13 protein-coding genes are annotated in these 15,755 nt (G+C 68.3%); 11 read left to right on the forward strand and 2 right to left on the reverse strand.

Annotated elements, in window-relative coordinates; translation table 11 throughout:
* Positions 1–100: 100 nt before the first annotated feature.
* The 9 genes from ftsY (at position 101) to ESP70_RS11990 (ending at position 12,869) form a co-directional block, all read left to right on the forward strand.
* Positions 101–1,234, forward strand: coding sequence for a signal recognition particle-docking protein FtsY (gene ftsY, locus ESP70_RS11950; protein WP_149689471.1), 1,134 nt, complete (start codon positions 101–103; stop codon positions 1,232–1,234).
* A 185-nt stretch (positions 1,235–1,419) separates the two neighbouring features.
* A complete protein-coding gene (locus tag ESP70_RS11955) occupies positions 1,420–2,682 on the forward strand; it encodes an ammonium transporter (protein WP_149689472.1) in 1,263 nt (420 codons plus the stop codon).
* A gap of 2 nt (positions 2,683–2,684) precedes the next feature.
* Positions 2,685–3,023, forward strand: a complete 339-nt coding sequence (locus ESP70_RS11960; RefSeq protein WP_056207567.1) for a P-II family nitrogen regulator — start codon at positions 2,685–2,687, stop codon at positions 3,021–3,023.
* Between the two features lie 111 nt (positions 3,024–3,134).
* Positions 3,135–5,423, forward strand: coding sequence for a [protein-PII] uridylyltransferase (locus ESP70_RS11965; protein WP_149689473.1), 2,289 nt, complete (start codon positions 3,135–3,137; stop codon positions 5,421–5,423).
* 114 nt (positions 5,424–5,537) lie between these two features.
* A complete protein-coding gene (gene ffh / locus ESP70_RS11970; protein ID WP_149689474.1) occupies positions 5,538–7,070 on the forward strand; it encodes a signal recognition particle protein in 1,533 nt (510 codons plus the stop codon).
* A gap of 49 nt (positions 7,071–7,119) precedes the next feature.
* On the forward strand, positions 7,120–7,635 hold the full coding sequence (locus ESP70_RS11975; protein ID WP_149689475.1) for a gluconokinase: 516 nt from the start codon (positions 7,120–7,122) through the stop codon (positions 7,633–7,635).
* Complete coding sequence (locus ESP70_RS11980; RefSeq protein WP_149689476.1) at positions 7,632–9,017, forward strand: GntP family permease; 1,386 nt, start codon at positions 7,632–7,634, stop codon at positions 9,015–9,017. The genes ESP70_RS11975 and ESP70_RS11980 overlap by 4 nt, the downstream gene beginning before the upstream one ends.
* Positions 9,018–9,115: 98 nt before the next feature.
* Entirely contained in the window at positions 9,116–10,849 is a 1,734-nt protein-coding gene (locus ESP70_RS11985; RefSeq protein WP_149689477.1) for an ABC transporter ATP-binding protein, read from the forward strand.
* A 70-nt stretch (positions 10,850–10,919) separates the two neighbouring features.
* Positions 10,920–12,869 carry an ABC transporter ATP-binding protein gene (locus ESP70_RS11990; protein ID WP_281287324.1) on the forward strand — a complete coding sequence of 650 codons (1,950 nt, stop codon included), beginning with the start codon at positions 10,920–10,922 and terminating at the stop codon, positions 12,867–12,869.
* Between the two features lie 21 nt (positions 12,870–12,890).
* On the opposite strand, the gene ESP70_RS11995 is transcribed toward ESP70_RS11990, so the two are convergent.
* On the reverse strand, positions 12,891–13,247 hold the full coding sequence (locus tag ESP70_RS11995) for an arsenate reductase family protein (RefSeq protein WP_149689478.1): 357 nt from the start codon (positions 13,245–13,247) through the stop codon (positions 12,891–12,893).
* Positions 13,248–13,266: 19 nt separating this feature from the next.
* The gene (locus ESP70_RS12000; protein WP_149689479.1) at positions 13,267–13,989 is read right to left on the reverse strand and encodes a septum formation family protein; all 723 of its coding nucleotides are present in this window, start codon (positions 13,987–13,989) and stop codon (positions 13,267–13,269) included.
* A gap of 90 nt (positions 13,990–14,079) precedes the next feature.
* Between ESP70_RS12000 and ESP70_RS12005 the strand changes: the two genes are divergently transcribed.
* Both ESP70_RS12005 and ESP70_RS12010 read left to right on the forward strand, forming a co-directional pair.
* On the forward strand, positions 14,080–14,961 hold the full coding sequence (locus ESP70_RS12005) for a sterol desaturase family protein (RefSeq protein WP_149689480.1): 882 nt from the start codon (positions 14,080–14,082) through the stop codon (positions 14,959–14,961).
* 21 nt (positions 14,962–14,982) lie between these two features.
* Positions 14,983–15,753, forward strand: a complete 771-nt coding sequence (locus tag ESP70_RS12010) for a crotonase/enoyl-CoA hydratase family protein (protein ID WP_149689481.1) — start codon at positions 14,983–14,985, stop codon at positions 15,751–15,753.
* Positions 15,754–15,755 lie beyond the last annotated feature (2 nt).

Here is a 15,755-nt window from a genome sequence, read left to right on the forward strand (position 1 = left end):
GGTGGGTTCTCCACCTTCTGGCCCCTCATACGGTGGAAGATCCACCGCCGAGGCGGGGCGGAGCGAGTGCATGCGGCGTCGTTCTGCATAGGATCAGGGCGTGACCACGCCCGTGCTGCTCCTGATCATTCTCGCCGTCGTCGTCGTGCTCGGTGCCGGCATCGCGCTCATCGTCGGCCGCGGCCGCAAGGAGCTGCCGCCGCCGTCTGAGCTCGACCGCGTCACCGAGGAGGTCATCGAGCACCCGGAGCATCCCGAGCCGCACCTTGAGGACGAGGAGCCGGTTGCCCCGGTCAGCACGATCGAGCGCCCCGAGGCGCCGCAAGGCCGTCTGGTACGCCTGCGCGCTCGGCTTGCCCGCTCGCAGGGCTCGCTCGGCAAGGGACTGCTGGCCGTGCTCAGCCGCTCGACGCTCGACGACGACGCGTGGGAGGAGCTCGAGGACACGCTGCTGGCCGCCGACGTCGGCGTCACCGCGACCGACGAGCTCGTCGCCAACCTCAAGACCCGCGTACGTGTCGAGGGCATCAACGACCCGGCCGCCGCGAAGGCTGCGCTGCGTGAGGAGCTCGTCGGGCTGATCAACCCGTCGTTCGACCGTACGCTCGTCGACACCGGCGCGGACGGCAAACCTGGCGTCGTGCTGGTCGTCGGCGTCAACGGCACCGGCAAGACCACGACCGTCGGCCGGCTCGCCCGCGTGCTGGTTGCCGAGGACAAGACCGTCGTGCTGGGCGCCGCCGACACGTTCCGCGCCGCGGCCGCAGACCAGCTGCAGACCTGGGGCGAACGCGTCGGCGTACCCACCGTGCGTGGTCCTGAGGGCGGCGACCCTGCGAGCGTCGGTTTCGAAGCCGTGCAGCGCGGCATCGCCGACGGGCTCGACGTCGTGCTGGTCGACACCGCCGGCCGTCTGCACACCAAGTCGGGGCTCATGGACGAGCTCGGCAAGGTCAAGCGCGTGATCGAGAAGCAGGCCCCCGTCACCGAGGTGCTGCTCGTCATCGACGCCACCACGGGTCAGAACGGACTGACCCAGGCGCGTGTGTTCGGCGAGGTCGTCGACGTCACCGGCATCGTGCTGACCAAGCTCGACGGCACCGCCAAGGGTGGCATCGTGATCGCGGTGCAGCGCGAGCTCGGCGTGCCGGTCAAGTTCGTCGGGCTCGGCGAGGGAGCGGACGACCTGGCGCCGTTCGACGCCGAGGAGTTCGTCGACGCGCTGTTGTCGTAGCCGACAGATTTCACAGTGCCCCGATCCGGGCCCCACGCTGGGCGTAACACGCTGTTTACACAGCGACCCCATTCGTGATCCAGATGCAACATTGGTGGGCGCATACCGAAATCCCCTGACACCAGTCTGTGTCGCAACAGGTCGTACCTCGCCCTGCAGCAACACACACTTCTTTCGGAGGTTTCATGGATACCGGCGATACCGCGTGGATTCTGGCCAGCTCGGCCTTGGTCCTGCTCATGACGCCAGGACTGGCGTTCTTCTATGGCGGCATGGTCCGCTCCAAGACCGTGCTCAACATGATGATGATGAGCTTCCTCGCCCTGGCGATCGTGCCGGTGCTGTGGGTCCTCTACGGCTACTCCCTCTCGTTCAGCCCTGACGGCAACCAGTTCCTCGGTGGCTTCAAGCGGCTCGGGCTCGACCACATCAGCCAGGGCACTGCCTACGGCACGATCCCTGAGTACGTCTTCGTGGCGTTCCAGCTGATGTTCGCGATCATCACGGTCGCCCTGATCAGCGGTGCGATCGCCGACCGCGCCAAGTTCGGCGCCTGGGCGCTGTTCATCGTGATCTGGATGACGGTCGTCTACTTCCCGGTCGCGCACTGGGTCTTCGACTTCGGCGAGCACGGCGGCTGGATCGCCACCAAGCTCAAGGCCTTCGACTTCGCTGGTGGTACCGCGGTCCACATCAACGCCGGTGCTGCCGGTCTGGCGCTCGCGCTGGTCCTCGGCAAGCGTGTCGGCTGGAAGCGCGACCCGATGCGTCCGCACAACCTGCCGTTCGTCCTGCTCGGTGCCGGCCTCCTGTGGTTCGGCTGGTTCGGCTTCAACGCCGGCTCCGCGGTGGGCGCCAACGGCCTCGCCGGCTTGGCGTTCGTCAACACGGCGGTCGCCACGGCTGCCGCGATGGTCGGCTGGCTCCTCGTCGAGGTCGTTCGTGACAAGAAGGCCACGAGCCTCGGTGGCGCCTCCGGTGCGGTTGCCGGCCTCGTCGCCATCACCCCGGCGTGTGGCACGGTGTCGCCGCTCGGCTCGATCGCCGTCGGCGTCATCGCCGGCATCCTGTGCGCCCTGGCCGTCGGCCTGAAGTACAAGTTCGGCTACGACGACTCGCTCGACGTCGTGGGTGTCCACCTCGTCGGCGGTATCGTCGGCACGCTGCTGATCGGCTTCTTCGCGACGAAGGGCAACACCGGCGGAATCGGCAGCATCTTCTACGGCGGTCACTTCGAGCAGCTCGGCAAGCAGGCCGTCGCCGCGGGCGCCGTCCTCGTGTACTCGTTCGTCCTCACGTACATCATCGGTAAGTTGATCGACGTGACGATCGGGTTCCGCATCAGCGAAGAGGATGAGGTCCTCGGCATCGACCAGGTCGAGCACCTGGAGACTGCGTACGACGAAGCCGGAATCATCGGCGGGTCCGCCCTGAAGACGGGAGTCTGAACATGAAGCTGGTTACAGCGGTCATCAAGCCGCACAAGTGGGAAGAGGTCCGCGAGGCCCTCGCCGCAGCGGGTGTCGCCGGCATGACGGTGACCGAGGCAAGCGGCTACGGCCAGCAGAAGGGACACACCGAGGTCTACCGCGGTGCTGAGTACGACGTCTCCCTGGTCCCCAAGATCCGCCTCGAGGTCGTCGTCGATGACGCCGATGTCGACAGCGTGGTCAGCACGATCACCGGCTCGGCGCAGACCGGCAAGATCGGTGACGGCAAGGTCTGGGTCATCCCGGTCGACTCGGTCGTGCGCGTGCGCACGGGTGAGACGGACGAGGCAGCTCTCTAAGGGCTGACGACCATCAACGGAGCCGCCGCAACGCCTCAACGGGTGTTGCGGCGGCTCTGTGCTGTGTGTCCGGCGCCGCCGGTGCACGGCACGCTGCGTACGATCACCACCGTGACCCACGAGTTCGACAAGGCCGCTCTCGCCCAGCAGCGGAGCGACCGGGCGCTCGAGGCCGATCGCCGGTTGCGCCAGCTGTTCGCCGAGGCGGTGCCGACCGATGGCAGCGATCCCCGCGAAGGTCCCGGCCTGGCGCTCGTCGCGGTCGGCGGCTACGGCCGCTCCGAGCTCTCCCCGTTCAGCGACCTCGACGTCGTGCTGCTCCACGACCCATCGGTTGACGAGTCCGTCGTCCGCGAGGTGGCCGAGGCGATCTGGTACCCGCTCTGGAACGACGGCGTCGCGCTCGACCACTCGGTGCGTGACACCGTGCAGATGCGGGAAGCCGCCGCGACGGATCACCGGGCCGCGATGGGCATGCTCGACGCCCGTACGGTGGCCGGCGACTCGGGCCTTGTCATGGCGTTGCGCTCCCAGGTGCTGGCCGACTGGCGACGCGACGCCCGTAAGCGCGTCGAGGAGGTCCGCGAAGCCCGCAACACCCGCATCGAACGTGCCGGCTGGCTCGCGCACGCAGCCGTGCCCGACCTCAAGGAGTCCGGGGGAGGCCTGCGCGACAGCGTGATCCTGCGGGCACTCGTGGCGACGTGGCTCATCGACGTACCGCACGGCGAGTCCGAGTCGTTGCGGTCCGACCTGCTCGACGTACGCGATGCACTCCACCAGACCGTGGGCCGCCGGGTCGAGCGGCTCGACGCCGACGCCATCCCCGATGTCGCCCGGTTCCTGGGCATGGGTGCCGAGGAGCTCGACCTGCACGCGCGCCAGCTCGGCCGTCGCATCGCCCACCTGGCGTCGCTGTCGTGGCACAAGATCGACGAGGCGCTCGCGCCGCCGACCAAGCGCAGCATCACGCCGACCGGTCCCGCGGTCACGCCGCTGGCTGAAGGCGTCGGCGTCCTCGACGGCGAGGTCATCGTCACCGGCAAGGCCGATCCGACGACGGACCCTGAGGTCGCGCTCCGGGCCGCTGCAGCAGCGGCGCGTGCCGGTCTGCCGCTGAGCCCCGGCTCGGCCGTGCGCCTCGCGGCGTCAATGGGTGAGCTGCCCGACCCGTGGTCACCGTCGTCGTCGCGGCTCATGGTCGACCTGCTGAGCTCGGGGCAGGGCCTCGTACGCGTGTGGGACGAGCTCGACTTCGCGGGCGTCGTCGACCTGCTGTTGCCCGAGTGGGTCGCGATCCGCCTGCGCGGCTCCTCGTCGCCCGTCCACCGGTTCACCGTCGACCGGCACAGCCTCGAGACCTGCGTGTACGCCGCGAAGGTCAAGCGTGACGTCGCACGTCCCGACCTGCTGGCCGTCGCAGCGCTGCTGCACGACATCGGCAAGGGCGCCGAGGGCGATCACTCCGAAGTCGGAGAGCCGATGGCCGTGCAGATCGCCCGCCGCTGGGGCTTCAGCGAGGACGACGCGGCGGTCGTCGGCAAGCTCGTCCGGTGGCACCTGCTGCTGCCGACGATCGCGACGCGTCGCGACATCGAGGACCCGTCGACCGCGGCCAACGTCGCGGAGATCGTGGAGACCGAGGACTTCCTCGACCTGCTGGCGGCGCTGACGGCGTCTGACGCGCAGGCCACGAGCCCAGCGGCGTGGTCGCCGTGGCGGCAGGGTCTGACCGAGGGACTGGTCGAGAAGGTTCGCGGTGTGCTCGACGACTCCGTCACCACGCCGACGGCCGAGGACTACGAGGGTTGGCCGGCCGACGTGCCCATCCCGGACCACGGGGCCATGGGGCCGAGCGACTTCACCCTCACGGTCGAGCCGCACCAGGGTGGCTCGCTGCTGACGATCGTGACCTCCGACCGGCAAGGCGTCATGGCCGACCTCGCCGGCGGGCTGGCGCTCGCGGGGCTCGCGATCCGCTCGGCGCGCACCGTCACGCTCGGCGACGCCGCGGTGTCGCTGTGGGAGGTGTCGCGCGCCGACGTCGACGCGGCGCGGCTCACCGACCGGTTGCGGCCCGCGATGGCCGGCGAGCTCGACCTGTCGGGGCGGCTCGAGCTGACCTCGATCCCGGACGCCCCCGACGCGCGCGTACGCCTCCTCGACCGGCTGTCGGAGACCGCGACGCTCGTGGAGGTCCGTGTCCAGGACCGCCGCGGGCTGGTGTGGACCGTGTGCGACCAGATCGCCTCGATGGGACTGTCGATCCGCTCAGCCCACATGTCGACGTACGGCGACGAGGTGCGTGACGTGTTCTACGTCGTCGACGGTGACGGCCAGCCGCTCGACGACGCCACGGCCACGACCCTGCGCGACGGCCTCGCCACCGCCCTCGCCTGACCCGTTCGACCCTGGAGTGACGCTAGGTCACCGCCCACGGCACAGAGGGCTCAAGGGGACTCGGTTAGAGTTGACCGAACCCCCTTTCTTCCATTCGAGGATGACGACCGACGTATGTTCGACACACTGCAAGATCGCCTGCAGTCAGCGTTCAAGAGCCTGCGCGGCAAGGGTCGGCTCTCCGAAGCGGACATCGACGCCGTTGCGCGTGAGATCCGCGTCGCGCTGCTGGACGCCGACGTCGCCGTGCCGGTCGTGCGCGACTTCATCGCCAACGTCAAGGAGCGTGCTCGCGGCTCAGAGGTGAGCCAGGCGCTCAACCCCGCCCAGCAGGTCATCAAGATCGTCAACGACGAGCTCGTCACGATCCTCGGCGGCGAGACCCGGCGCATCCAGTACGCCAAGAACCCGCCGACCGTCATCATGCTCGCCGGCCTCCAGGGTGCCGGCAAGACGACCCTCGCCGGCAAGCTCGGCCTCTGGCTCAAGGGCCAGGGCAAGTCGCCGATGCTCGTCGCCGCCGACCTCCAGCGCCCCAACGCGGTCAACCAGCTGCAGGTCGTCGGCGGACAGGCCGGTGTCACGGTCTTCGCCCCTGAGCCCGGCAACGGCATCGGCGACCCGGTCAAGGTCGCGACCGACGGCCTGGCCGAGGCCCGCCGCACCCTGCACGACGTCGTGATCGTCGACACCGCCGGCCGCCTCGGCATCGACGCCGAGCTCATGCAGCAGGCCGCTGACATCCGCGCCGCAGTCGACCCCGACGAGGTGCTGTTCGTCATCGACGCGATGATCGGCCAGGACGCCGTCGTCACCGCCGAGGCGTTCCTCGAGGGCGTCGACTTCACCGGCGTCGTGCTGACCAAGCTCGACGGCGATGCCCGTGGCGGTGCGGCGCTGTCCGTACGTTCCATCACCGGCCGGCCGATCATGTTCGCCTCGACGGGTGAGAAGCTCACCGACTTCGACGCGTTCCACCCCGATCGCATGGCGTCGCGCATCCTCGACATGGGCGACATGCTCACGCTGATCGAGCAGGCCGAGAAGGCGCTCGACACCGAGCAGGCCGCCAAGGACGCCGAACGCATGCTCGGCGGCAGGTTCACGATGGACGACCTGCTGACCCAGCTCGAGGGCATCGCCAAGCTCGGCTCGATGTCCAAGATCATGGGCATGATCCCCGGCATGGGGCAGTACAAGGACCAGATCAACAACTTCGACGAGCGCGAGTTCGACCGCATCAAGGCCATCATCAAGTCGATGACGCCGGCCGAGCGGGACAACCCCAAGCTGATCGACGGCTCCCGCCGCACCCGCATCTCCAAGGGCTCGGGCACGCAGGTCAAGGACGTCAACAACGTCGTCGACCAGTTCTTCGCGATGCGCAAGATGATGCAGCAGATGTCCAAGGGCGGCGGAATGCCCGGCATGCCCGGCATCCCGGGGATGCCCGGAGTCGGCAAGCGTGCCGGTGCGAAGCAGAAGCCGCAGCAGAAGAAGAAGGGCAAGCGCGTGTCCGGCAACCCGGCCAAGCGCGCGGCCGAGGCAGCCGGCACGACCAAGCAGGACGGCGCGAGCGCGTTCGGCTTCCCGGCCGGTGGCGCCGACGAGTTCGAGCTGCCCAAGGAGCTCAAGGACCTGCTCTGACTCGTCCCCCCACGTGGCGCGCAAGCGCCGCCGGGCATACGGTCGAGTCATGGGGGAAGCACCGCTGGTTGTCGTCATGGGCATCTCCGGTGTCGGCAAGTCAGCGATCGGGCACGAGCTCGCCGACCGGTTCTCGCTGGAATACGCCGACGGCGACGACTTCCACAGCGAGGCCAACATCGCCAAGATGTCCGCCGGCACGCCGTTGACCGACGAGGACCGCCGGCCGTGGCTGGCCGACATCGGCCGGTGGCTTCACGAGCACGACGCCACCGGCGGGGTGATCAGCTGCTCCGCCCTCAAGCGCGTCTACCGCGACGTCCTGGTCGGCGCTGCGCCGCGTACGTACTTCCTGCACCTCACGGGTGACCACGAGCTCATCCGGTCCCGCATGGAGCACCGCGACCACTTCATGCCGACCTCGCTGTTGGCGTCGCAGGAGCAGACCCTCGAGCCGTTGCAGGACGACGAGAACGGCTGGGCCTTCGACATCACCCCGTCACCCGCCGAGATCGTGGACGAGTTCGTGGTCCGCGCCGGCATCTCCCAGGAGGACACCGCATGATCGTCAGTACGCTCATCGCCGCCACCCAGCCCGAGCCGGTCAAGGCCGTCGCCGACACCTGGGTGCTCGTCACCGCGGCACTGGCCGGCATCGCCGTGCTCGTCGTGCTGATCACGTTCTTCAAGCTCCACCCGTTCCTCGCACTGATCCTCGGCTCGCTCACGGTCGGCGCGATCGCCGGCCGCAACATGCTCGACGTCGTGGGCAGCTTCAGCACCGGCGTCGGCGACACCGTCAAGGGCGTCGGCATCCTGATCGCCCTCGGCGCGATGTTCGGCAAGCTGCTCGCGGACTCCGGCGGGGCCGACCAGATCGTCGACACGATCGTCGGGAAGTCGAGCCCGCGGATGCTGCCGTGGTCGATGGCGGCGATCGGCGCGATCATCGGACTGCCGATGTTCTTCGAGATCGGCCTCGTCCTGCTGATGCCGGTGATCTTCCTCGTCGCCAAGCGTGCGGAGCGGTCGATCATTGCTCTTGGCATCCCGGCGCTCGCAGGTCTGTCCGCGATGCACGGGTTCGTGCCGCCGCACCCCGGACCGCTGGCGGCGATCGATGCCGTGGACGCCGACCTCGGACGTACGCTCGCCCTCGGCATCCTGGTCGCGATCCCCACGATCGTCGTCGCCGGGCCGCTGTTCGCGCGGTTCGCCGAGCGTTGGGTGCCGGTGCCGGCCGGTGATCTCTACGACGCGACCACTGAGAAGCGCGAGAAGCGGCCGAGCTTCGGCATCACGTTGGCGACGGTGCTGCTGCCCGTCGTGCTGATGATGGGCAAGGCGTACTCCGACATCGCGCTCGACGAGGGCACCGGACTTCGCAAGACGCTCGACTTCATCGGCGAGCCGTTCGTGGCCCTGCTCATCTCGGTCGTCGTGGCGATCTTCACCCTCGGCCGGGCCTCAGGGATGGACAAGGACGACATCAGCGACGTCCTCAACAAGTCACTGCCGCCCATCGCCGGGATCCTGCTGATCGTCGGCGCAGGTGGCGGGTTCAAGCAGACCCTGATCGACACCGGCATCGCCGAGGTCGTCGCCGACTTCGTCAAGGACAGCGGGGTCTCAGTCCTGTTGCTGGCGTGGCTCGTCGCGGTGCTGATCCGAGTGGCCACCGGCTCGGCGACCGTGGCGACGATCACCGCCGCGGGCATCATGACGCCGGTCGCCGCGGACCTCGGCAGCACCGAGGTCTCGCTGCTGGTGCTTGCGATCGGTGCCGGGTCGGTGTTCTTCTCGCACGTCAACGACGCCGGGTTCTGGCTGGTCAAGGAGTTCTTCGGGCTCTCGGTCGTCCAGACGATCAAGAGCTGGTCGATCATGGAGACGGTCCTGTCGGTGACGGGTCTGGTCGTCGTACTGGGATTGGACCTGGTGATCTAGGCCGGCTTGTGGCGGTTGAGGTGCGGCGCGAGCTCTGCGAGCGGAGAACATGACATACGTCCTGAGTTTGTGACAGGGCGGCGAGATACGGTGAAGCAATGCTCATTCCGCTCCTGCGGACGTATCTTGCGCCCTACAAGCGGCCCATCGCTGTCGTCCTGATCTTCCAGCTGGTCCAGACCCTGGCCAACCTCTGGCTGCCCGGACTCAACGCCGACATCATCGACAAGGGCGTCGTCCAGGGCGACACCGGCTACATCGTCCGCACCGGCGGCATGATGCTGATGGTCACGATCATCCAGGTCGTCTGCACGATCGTCGCGGTCTACTACGGAGCGCGCACGGCGATGGCGCTCGGCCGCGACCTGCGGGCCGGCGTGTTCGGCAAGGTCGAGACGTTCGCGGCGCGCGAGATGGCTCAGCTCGGCGCGCCCACGCTCATCACCCGCACGACCAACGACGTGCAGCAGGTCCAGCTCATCGTGTTCCTGGCTCTCACGTTGCTCGTGGCCGCGCCGATCATGTGCTTCGGCGGCATCTTCATGGCGCTGCGTCAGGACGTCGAGCTGTCCGGGTTGCTGCTGCTCGTCATGCCGGCCCTGATCATCAGCATCGGCCTCGTGATCCGCCAGATGCGTCCGCTCTTCCGGGTCATGCAGGTCAAGATCGACGGCATCAACGGCATCATGCGCGAGCAGATCATGGGCATCCGGGTCATCCGGGCGTTCGTCAAGGAGCGCTACGAGACCGAACGGTTCGCCGACGCCAACCGCGAGACGATGGACGTCGCGATCGCCGTCGGCCGCCTGACGTCGATGATGTTCCCGATCGTCATGCTGATCATGAACGTCTCGGTGGTCCTCGCGACGTGGTTCGGCGGCTATCGCATCGGCAGCGGCGACCTCGAGGTCGGCACCCTGACGGCGTTCCAGAACTACCTCGTCCAGATCCTCATGTCGGTCATGATGGCGACGTTCATGCTGATGCTGTGGCCCCGTGCGGAGGTCTCGGCCGAGCGCATCACCGAGGTGCTCGACACCGAGCCCAGCGTGCTGGCGCCTGACGACGCCGTGCAGGTCACCCTCGACCGCGGCGAGATCGACATCACGGGGGCGTCGTTCGCGTTCCCCGGCGCGGAGCAGGACGTCCTGCACGAGATCGACATGGTGGCCCGGCGGGGGGAGACCACCGCGATCATCGGGTCGACCGGCAGCGGCAAGTCGACGCTGCTCGGCCTGATCCCGCGGCTGTTCGACGCGACGGCCGGCACGATCCGCATCGATGGCCACGACGTACGTGGCCTGCACCCCGAGGACGTATGGGCGTCGATCGGGCTCGTGCCGCAGCGACCCTTCCTGTTCAGCGGCACTGTGGCGTCCAACCTGCGCTACGGCCGGCCGGACGCCACCGACGAAGAGCTGTGGGATGCCCTCGACATCGCGCAGGCCCGTGACTTCGTCTCGCGCATGCCTGAGCAGCTCGACGCGCCGATCTCGCAGGGCGGCACCAACGTCTCGGGCGGCCAGCGCCAGCGGCTCGCGATTGCCCGCGCGATCGTCAAGCGCCCGCCGATCTACCTGTTCGACGACTCGTTCTCGGCGCTCGACTATGCGACGGACGCCGCTCTGCGGGCGGCCATGCGTACGGCCACCGCGCAGGCGACCGTGGTGATCGTGGCCCAGCGGGTCTCGACGATCCGCAACGCCGACCGCATCGTGGTGCTCGACGAGGGCCGCGTCGTCGGCACCGGCACGCACACCGACCTGATGCAGGCCTGCGACGTCTACCGCGAGATCGTGCTGTCCCAGCTCACCGAGGAGGAGGCGGCATGAGCGAGCGAGACGATGAGACAAGGCTCGGGCCGTCACCTGCGATTCTTGCCTCTTCCTTGCGGGTGAGGGCATGAGCGGGGGGCCGGGGCGGGGACCCGCGCTCGCGGGGATGGGGATGCCGCCGGCGCGGGCCAAGGACTTCAAGGGGTCGTTCCGTCGCCTCGTCGATCGGCTGCTGCGCCAGCGCGCCATGGTGTGGGGCGTCGTCGGCTTCGGCGTCATCGCCACGTCCATGGCCGTCATCGGCCCGAAGGTGCTGGGCCATGCGACCGACATCGTGTTCACCGGCTTCCTCAACGGCCAGTTCGCAGACGGCCAGACCAAGGCCGAGGTCGTCGCCCAGCTGCGCAACGCGGGCAACGACAAGCTGGCATCGCTCGTGTCGTCGGTCGACCTCCAGCCCGGCGCCGGAATCGACTTCCACAGCCTCGGCTGGGTGCTGACCGGCGTGCTCGTCCTGTACGTCCTGGCGTCGCTGCTGCAGTGGTTCCAGGGCGTGCTCACCACGACGGTTGTGCAGAAGACCGTCGCCGGCTTGCGTGACGACGTCGAGGCCAAGATCAACCGGCTGCCGCTGTCCTACTTCGATCGCACGGACCGCGGCGAGGTGCTGTCGCGCACGACCAACGACATCGACAACATCGCCCAGTCGTTCCAGCAGACCATGAGCCAGCTGCTGACCTCGATCCTGATGGTCATCGGCACGCTCGTGATGATGCTCGTCATCTCGCCGTTGCTGTCGCTCGTCGCGCTGCTGACGCTGCCGCTGGCGTTCGTCATCACCAAGGCCGTCACCAAGCGGTCGCAGCCGGAGTTCATGAAGCAGTGGGCCAGCACGGGTCGCCTCAACGGCCACATCGAGGAGGTCTTCACGGGCCACGAGGTCGTCAAGGTGTTCGGGCGTCAGCAGGAGGCGCGCGACGAGTTCGACACCCGCAACGAGGCGGTGTTCGCGGCGTCGTTCAAGGCGCAGTTCATCTCGGGCGTCATCCAGCCCGTCATGATGTTCGTGTCCAACATCAACTACGTGCTCGTCGCCGTGATCGGCGGCCTGAGGGTCGCGTCCGGCACGTTGAGCATCGGTGACGTCCAGGCGTTCATCCAGTACTCCCGGCAGTTCACCCAGCCGCTGACGCAGGTCGCCTCGATGATCAACCTGCTGCAGTCCGGCGTGGCTTCGGCCGAGCGGGTGTTCGCCCTGCTCGACGAGCCCGAGGAGCGGCCCGACGAGGCCGACGCGCCGTTCCCCGATCCCGTACGCGGTCGCGTCGTCTTCGAGGACGTGTCGTTCTCCTACAGCCCCGACGAGCCGCTGATCGAGCACCTCGACCTCGTCGCCGAGCCGGGCCAGACCGTCGCGATCGTCGGTCCGACGGGGGCCGGCAAGACGACGCTGTCCAACCTCGTGCTGCGCTTCTACGACATCCAGGGCGGGCGCATCACGCTCGACGGCGTCGACATCGCGCGCATGGACCGCGGTCCGCTGCGCGAGAACTTCGGCGTCGTCCTGCAGGACACCTGGCTGTTCAAGGGCACGATCCGCGACAACATCGCCTACGGCGCCCATCGCGCGTCGGAGGAGCAGATCATCGCGGCGGCCGAGGCGGCATACGTCGACCACTTCGTGCGCACGCTGCCCGACGGCTACGACACCGTGATCGAGGACGAGGGCACCAACGTCAGCGCCGGCCAGCGTCAGCTGTTGACGATCGCTCGCGCATTCCTCGCCAATCCCGCGATCCTGGTGCTCGACGAGGCGACCAGCTCGGTCGACACCCGCACCGAGTCGCTCGTGCAGGGTGCCATGGAGCAGCTGCGCTCCGGGCGCACCTCGTTCGTCATCGCGCACCGGCTGTCGACGATCCGCGACGCCGACCACATCGTGGTGATGGAGGACGGCCACATCGTCGAGCAGGGCAACCACGACTCGCTACGGGCCGCCGGGGGAGTGTACGAACGGCTCTACTCCGCCCAGTTCGCCGCTCCAGTGGGGGAGTCGGCGATCGGCGCCCCTGAGTGAGCAGCCCCTGGACGAAGCGGGTCAGTCGGCCAGGAACGCCGCGACCCGGTCCTTGGGCCGCCCGATGATCGCGCGGTCACCGCGTACGAGCACGGGCCGCTGCATCAGCCGGGGGTGCTCGACCAGCAGGTCGGCGACGGCCTCCGGCGTCGTGTAGTCCTCCGCGTCCAGGCCCTGCGCCTTGAAGAACGGGTCCTTGCGCACGAGATCCGCCGGCGGGTCCTCGAGCTTGCCCATGAGGTCGATCAGCGCGGCGCGGTCGAGCGGCTGCTTGAGGTAGTGCACGACCGCCGGCTCGACCCCGGCCCCGGCCGCTTCGTCGAGTGCGTGGCGAGAGGTCGAGCAGGCGGAGTTGTGCAGGATCGTCAGGTCAGACATGTCGCGAGCATACGACTCGTCAGCGCTTCGACCCTTCGAGCGTTCCGGTGGTGCTCGACCCGGTGGACACGAGGCACGTCACGGCGCGGTTGGCGGTCCAGGACGACTCCACCGGACGCAGGAAGAGGACGTCGAGCTGGGAGTCGGCGTAGGGCTTGCCGACGAAGGATTCGAACCGGTCGACACAACCAGCGTTGGCGAGCCGACTGACCTCCGCCTGGCCCGGGAAGTCGCCGGCGGCGAGGTCGAACTCCGCGTATGCCTCATGGAAGTGCGGGGACGTGCAGGGCGTGACGGTGATCTCCAGGTAGGTCTTCTCGCCCAGGTCGTCCGGCGTGCAGTCGCCCGGCCGCAGATCATTGCTGGAGATCTCGCCGCTGTGCGTCACGACGCCAGCGGTGTCGCGATCGGCGTCATTCAATGAGTCGACCACGACGAGCAGGACTATCACGCAGATCCAGACGGGGATGATGATGAGCGCGGCTATTGCCATGCCCTTGCCGTTCCCGGGGCGTCGCTTGGAGTCGCTGATGACCTGGATCGACAGGATGAGGGAGATGATCCAGGTGACCAGTCCCGGGACCAACGCGAGCCCCAAGGCCCACCCAGCCTTGGTCTTGGTCGGCGGTGGCATGCTGCGCCACTGGTCCTGCGGCCTGTATGCGGGGTGGGCGGGGAACGCTGGCAGCGGGGGCTGCTGAGCCGCTGGTGGTGGCGGCGCTGGCGGGTCCTGCTCGGTCATGGAAAGCTCCTCAGGCACGCCGATGTCGCGACAGGCTATCGCGGATCGAATCGCCTGTCCGGGGAATGCCTGTCGTGCGACCATGACCGGATGTGGGAGGCGTTTTCGCACAACCTGAACGACCCGGCGGGTGCCGCGGTCCCGTTCTTCCTGCTGTTCATGGTCATCGAGATGGCCGCGGTGCGCCGAGAGGACCGCGAGGATCGCGAACGTGCCGCCGGCACGCCGCAGGGGATGGGATACCTCAAGGAGGACACCCGGACGAGCCTGACGATGTTCGTCGGCTCGATCGCGTTCTCGGCGATCTTCCGCACCGCGGCGTTCCTGCTCTACACCGTGATCTACGTGCACCTGGCCCCATGGCACCTGTCGGCCGGCAACCCGTGGACGTGGGTCGGCGTGCTGCTCGGCGTCGACCTGCTCTGGTACACCTATCACCGCTTCTCGCACCGCGTACGCCTCGGCTGGGCCGGCCACCAGGCGCATCACTCGAGCGTCTACTTCAACTTCTCGACCGCGCTGCGCCAGAAGTGGAACCAGTGGTTCGAGGTGCTCATCTGGCTGCCGCTGCCGTTGCTGGGCGTGCCGCCGTGGATGATCTACTTCACGTTCTCGATCAACCTGATCTGGCAGTTCCACCTGCACACCGAGCGGATCGACCGGTTCCCGCGCTGGTGGGAGGCGGTGTTCAACACCCCGTCGCACCACCGCGTGCACCACGGCTCGGACCCGATCTACCTCGACCGCAACTACGGCGGCATCCTCATCGTCTGGGACCGCCTGTTCAGGTCGTTCCAGGCGGAACAGCACCGGCCGACGTACGGGTTGACCTATCCGGTCGGCACCTACAACGTCTGGACCCTGCAGTACGGCGAGTACGTCAAGATCTGGCACGACGTCAAGCAGTCACCGCGCTGGCGTGACCGGCTGGGGTACGTCTTCGGCCCGCCGGGCTGGGCGCCACGCAAGTAGCCGTCCGTAAGAATGGGATCCATGGATCACGTTCGGTATGACATCGACGAGAACATCTGCACCATCACGATGGACCGCCCCGAGGTGCGCAACGCCGTGGACGGCCCGATGGCCGCCGAGCTGCGCGAGGCGTTCCAGCAGTTCGAGGAGGACGAGTCCCTCGCGGTCGCGGTGCTGACGGGTGCCGGCGGCACGTTCTGCTCCGGCGCCGACCTGTCGGCGGTCGACGACCCGGAGCGCCGCAACGAGCTGGACCCTGAAGGTCTCGGCAGTGGTCCGATGGGGCCGAGCCGCATGGAGCTGACCAAGCCGGTCATCGCTGCGGTGTCCGGCCATGCGGTCGCCGGTGGCCTGGAGCTGGCGCTGCTGGCCGACCTGCGCGTCGTCGAGGAGGACGCCGTCTTCGGCGTCTTCTGCCGGCGGTGGGGTGTACCCCTGATCGATGGCGGGACCGTACGCCTGCCGCGCATCGTGGGTCAGGGCCGCGCGCTCGACATGATCCTCACGGGTCGACCGGTCGGCGCGCACGAAGCGCTGCAGATGGGCCTGGCCAACCGGGTCGTACCGGTCGGCGACTCGCTCACGGTCGCACACGACCTCGCCGAGCAGATCGCCGCGTTCCCGGCCGAGTGCATGAAGGCCGACCGGGCCTCGGCCTACCGGCAGTGGGACCTCCCGCTGGATGCCGCACTGCGCTCCGAGGGCGCGAACGGCGTGCCGATCGTGCAGCTCGAAGGTGCGGGCGGAGCCGCGCGCTTCGCCGGTGGCGAGGGCCGGCACGGCGAGTTCTGACC

The sequence above is a fragment of the Aeromicrobium ginsengisoli genome (assembly GCF_004134905.2).
Taxonomy (GTDB): domain Bacteria; phylum Actinomycetota; class Actinomycetes; order Propionibacteriales; family Nocardioidaceae; genus Aeromicrobium; species Aeromicrobium ginsengisoli.

Excerpts from the sequence above, each read along its gene's own strand:
- ffh (WP_149689474.1), top strand. The coding sequence starts at position 5,538 with ATGTTCGACACACTGCAAGATCGCCTGCAGTCAGCGTTCAAGAGCCTG.
- ESP70_RS11985 (WP_149689477.1), top strand. The coding sequence starts at position 9,116 with ATGCTCATTCCGCTCCTGCGGACGTATCTTGCGCCCTACAAGCGGCCC.
- ESP70_RS11990 (WP_281287324.1), top strand. The coding sequence starts at position 10,920 with ATGAGCGGGGGGCCGGGGCGGGGACCCGCGCTCGCGGGGATGGGGATG.
- ESP70_RS12005 (WP_149689480.1), top strand. The coding sequence starts at position 14,080 with ATGTGGGAGGCGTTTTCGCACAACCTGAACGACCCGGCGGGTGCCGCG.
- ESP70_RS11955 (WP_149689472.1), top strand. The coding sequence starts at position 1,420 with ATGGATACCGGCGATACCGCGTGGATTCTGGCCAGCTCGGCCTTGGTC.
- ESP70_RS12010 (WP_149689481.1), top strand. The coding sequence starts at position 14,983 with ATGGATCACGTTCGGTATGACATCGACGAGAACATCTGCACCATCACG.
- ESP70_RS11980 (WP_149689476.1), top strand. The coding sequence starts at position 7,632 with ATGATCGTCAGTACGCTCATCGCCGCCACCCAGCCCGAGCCGGTCAAG.
- ESP70_RS11960 (WP_056207567.1), top strand. The coding sequence starts at position 2,685 with ATGAAGCTGGTTACAGCGGTCATCAAGCCGCACAAGTGGGAAGAGGTC.
- ESP70_RS11995 (WP_149689478.1), bottom strand. The coding sequence starts at position 13,247 with ATGTCTGACCTGACGATCCTGCACAACTCCGCCTGCTCGACCTCTCGC.
- ESP70_RS12000 (WP_149689479.1), bottom strand. The coding sequence starts at position 13,989 with ATGACCGAGCAGGACCCGCCAGCGCCGCCACCACCAGCGGCTCAGCAG.
- ESP70_RS11975 (WP_149689475.1), top strand. The coding sequence starts at position 7,120 with ATGGGGGAAGCACCGCTGGTTGTCGTCATGGGCATCTCCGGTGTCGGC.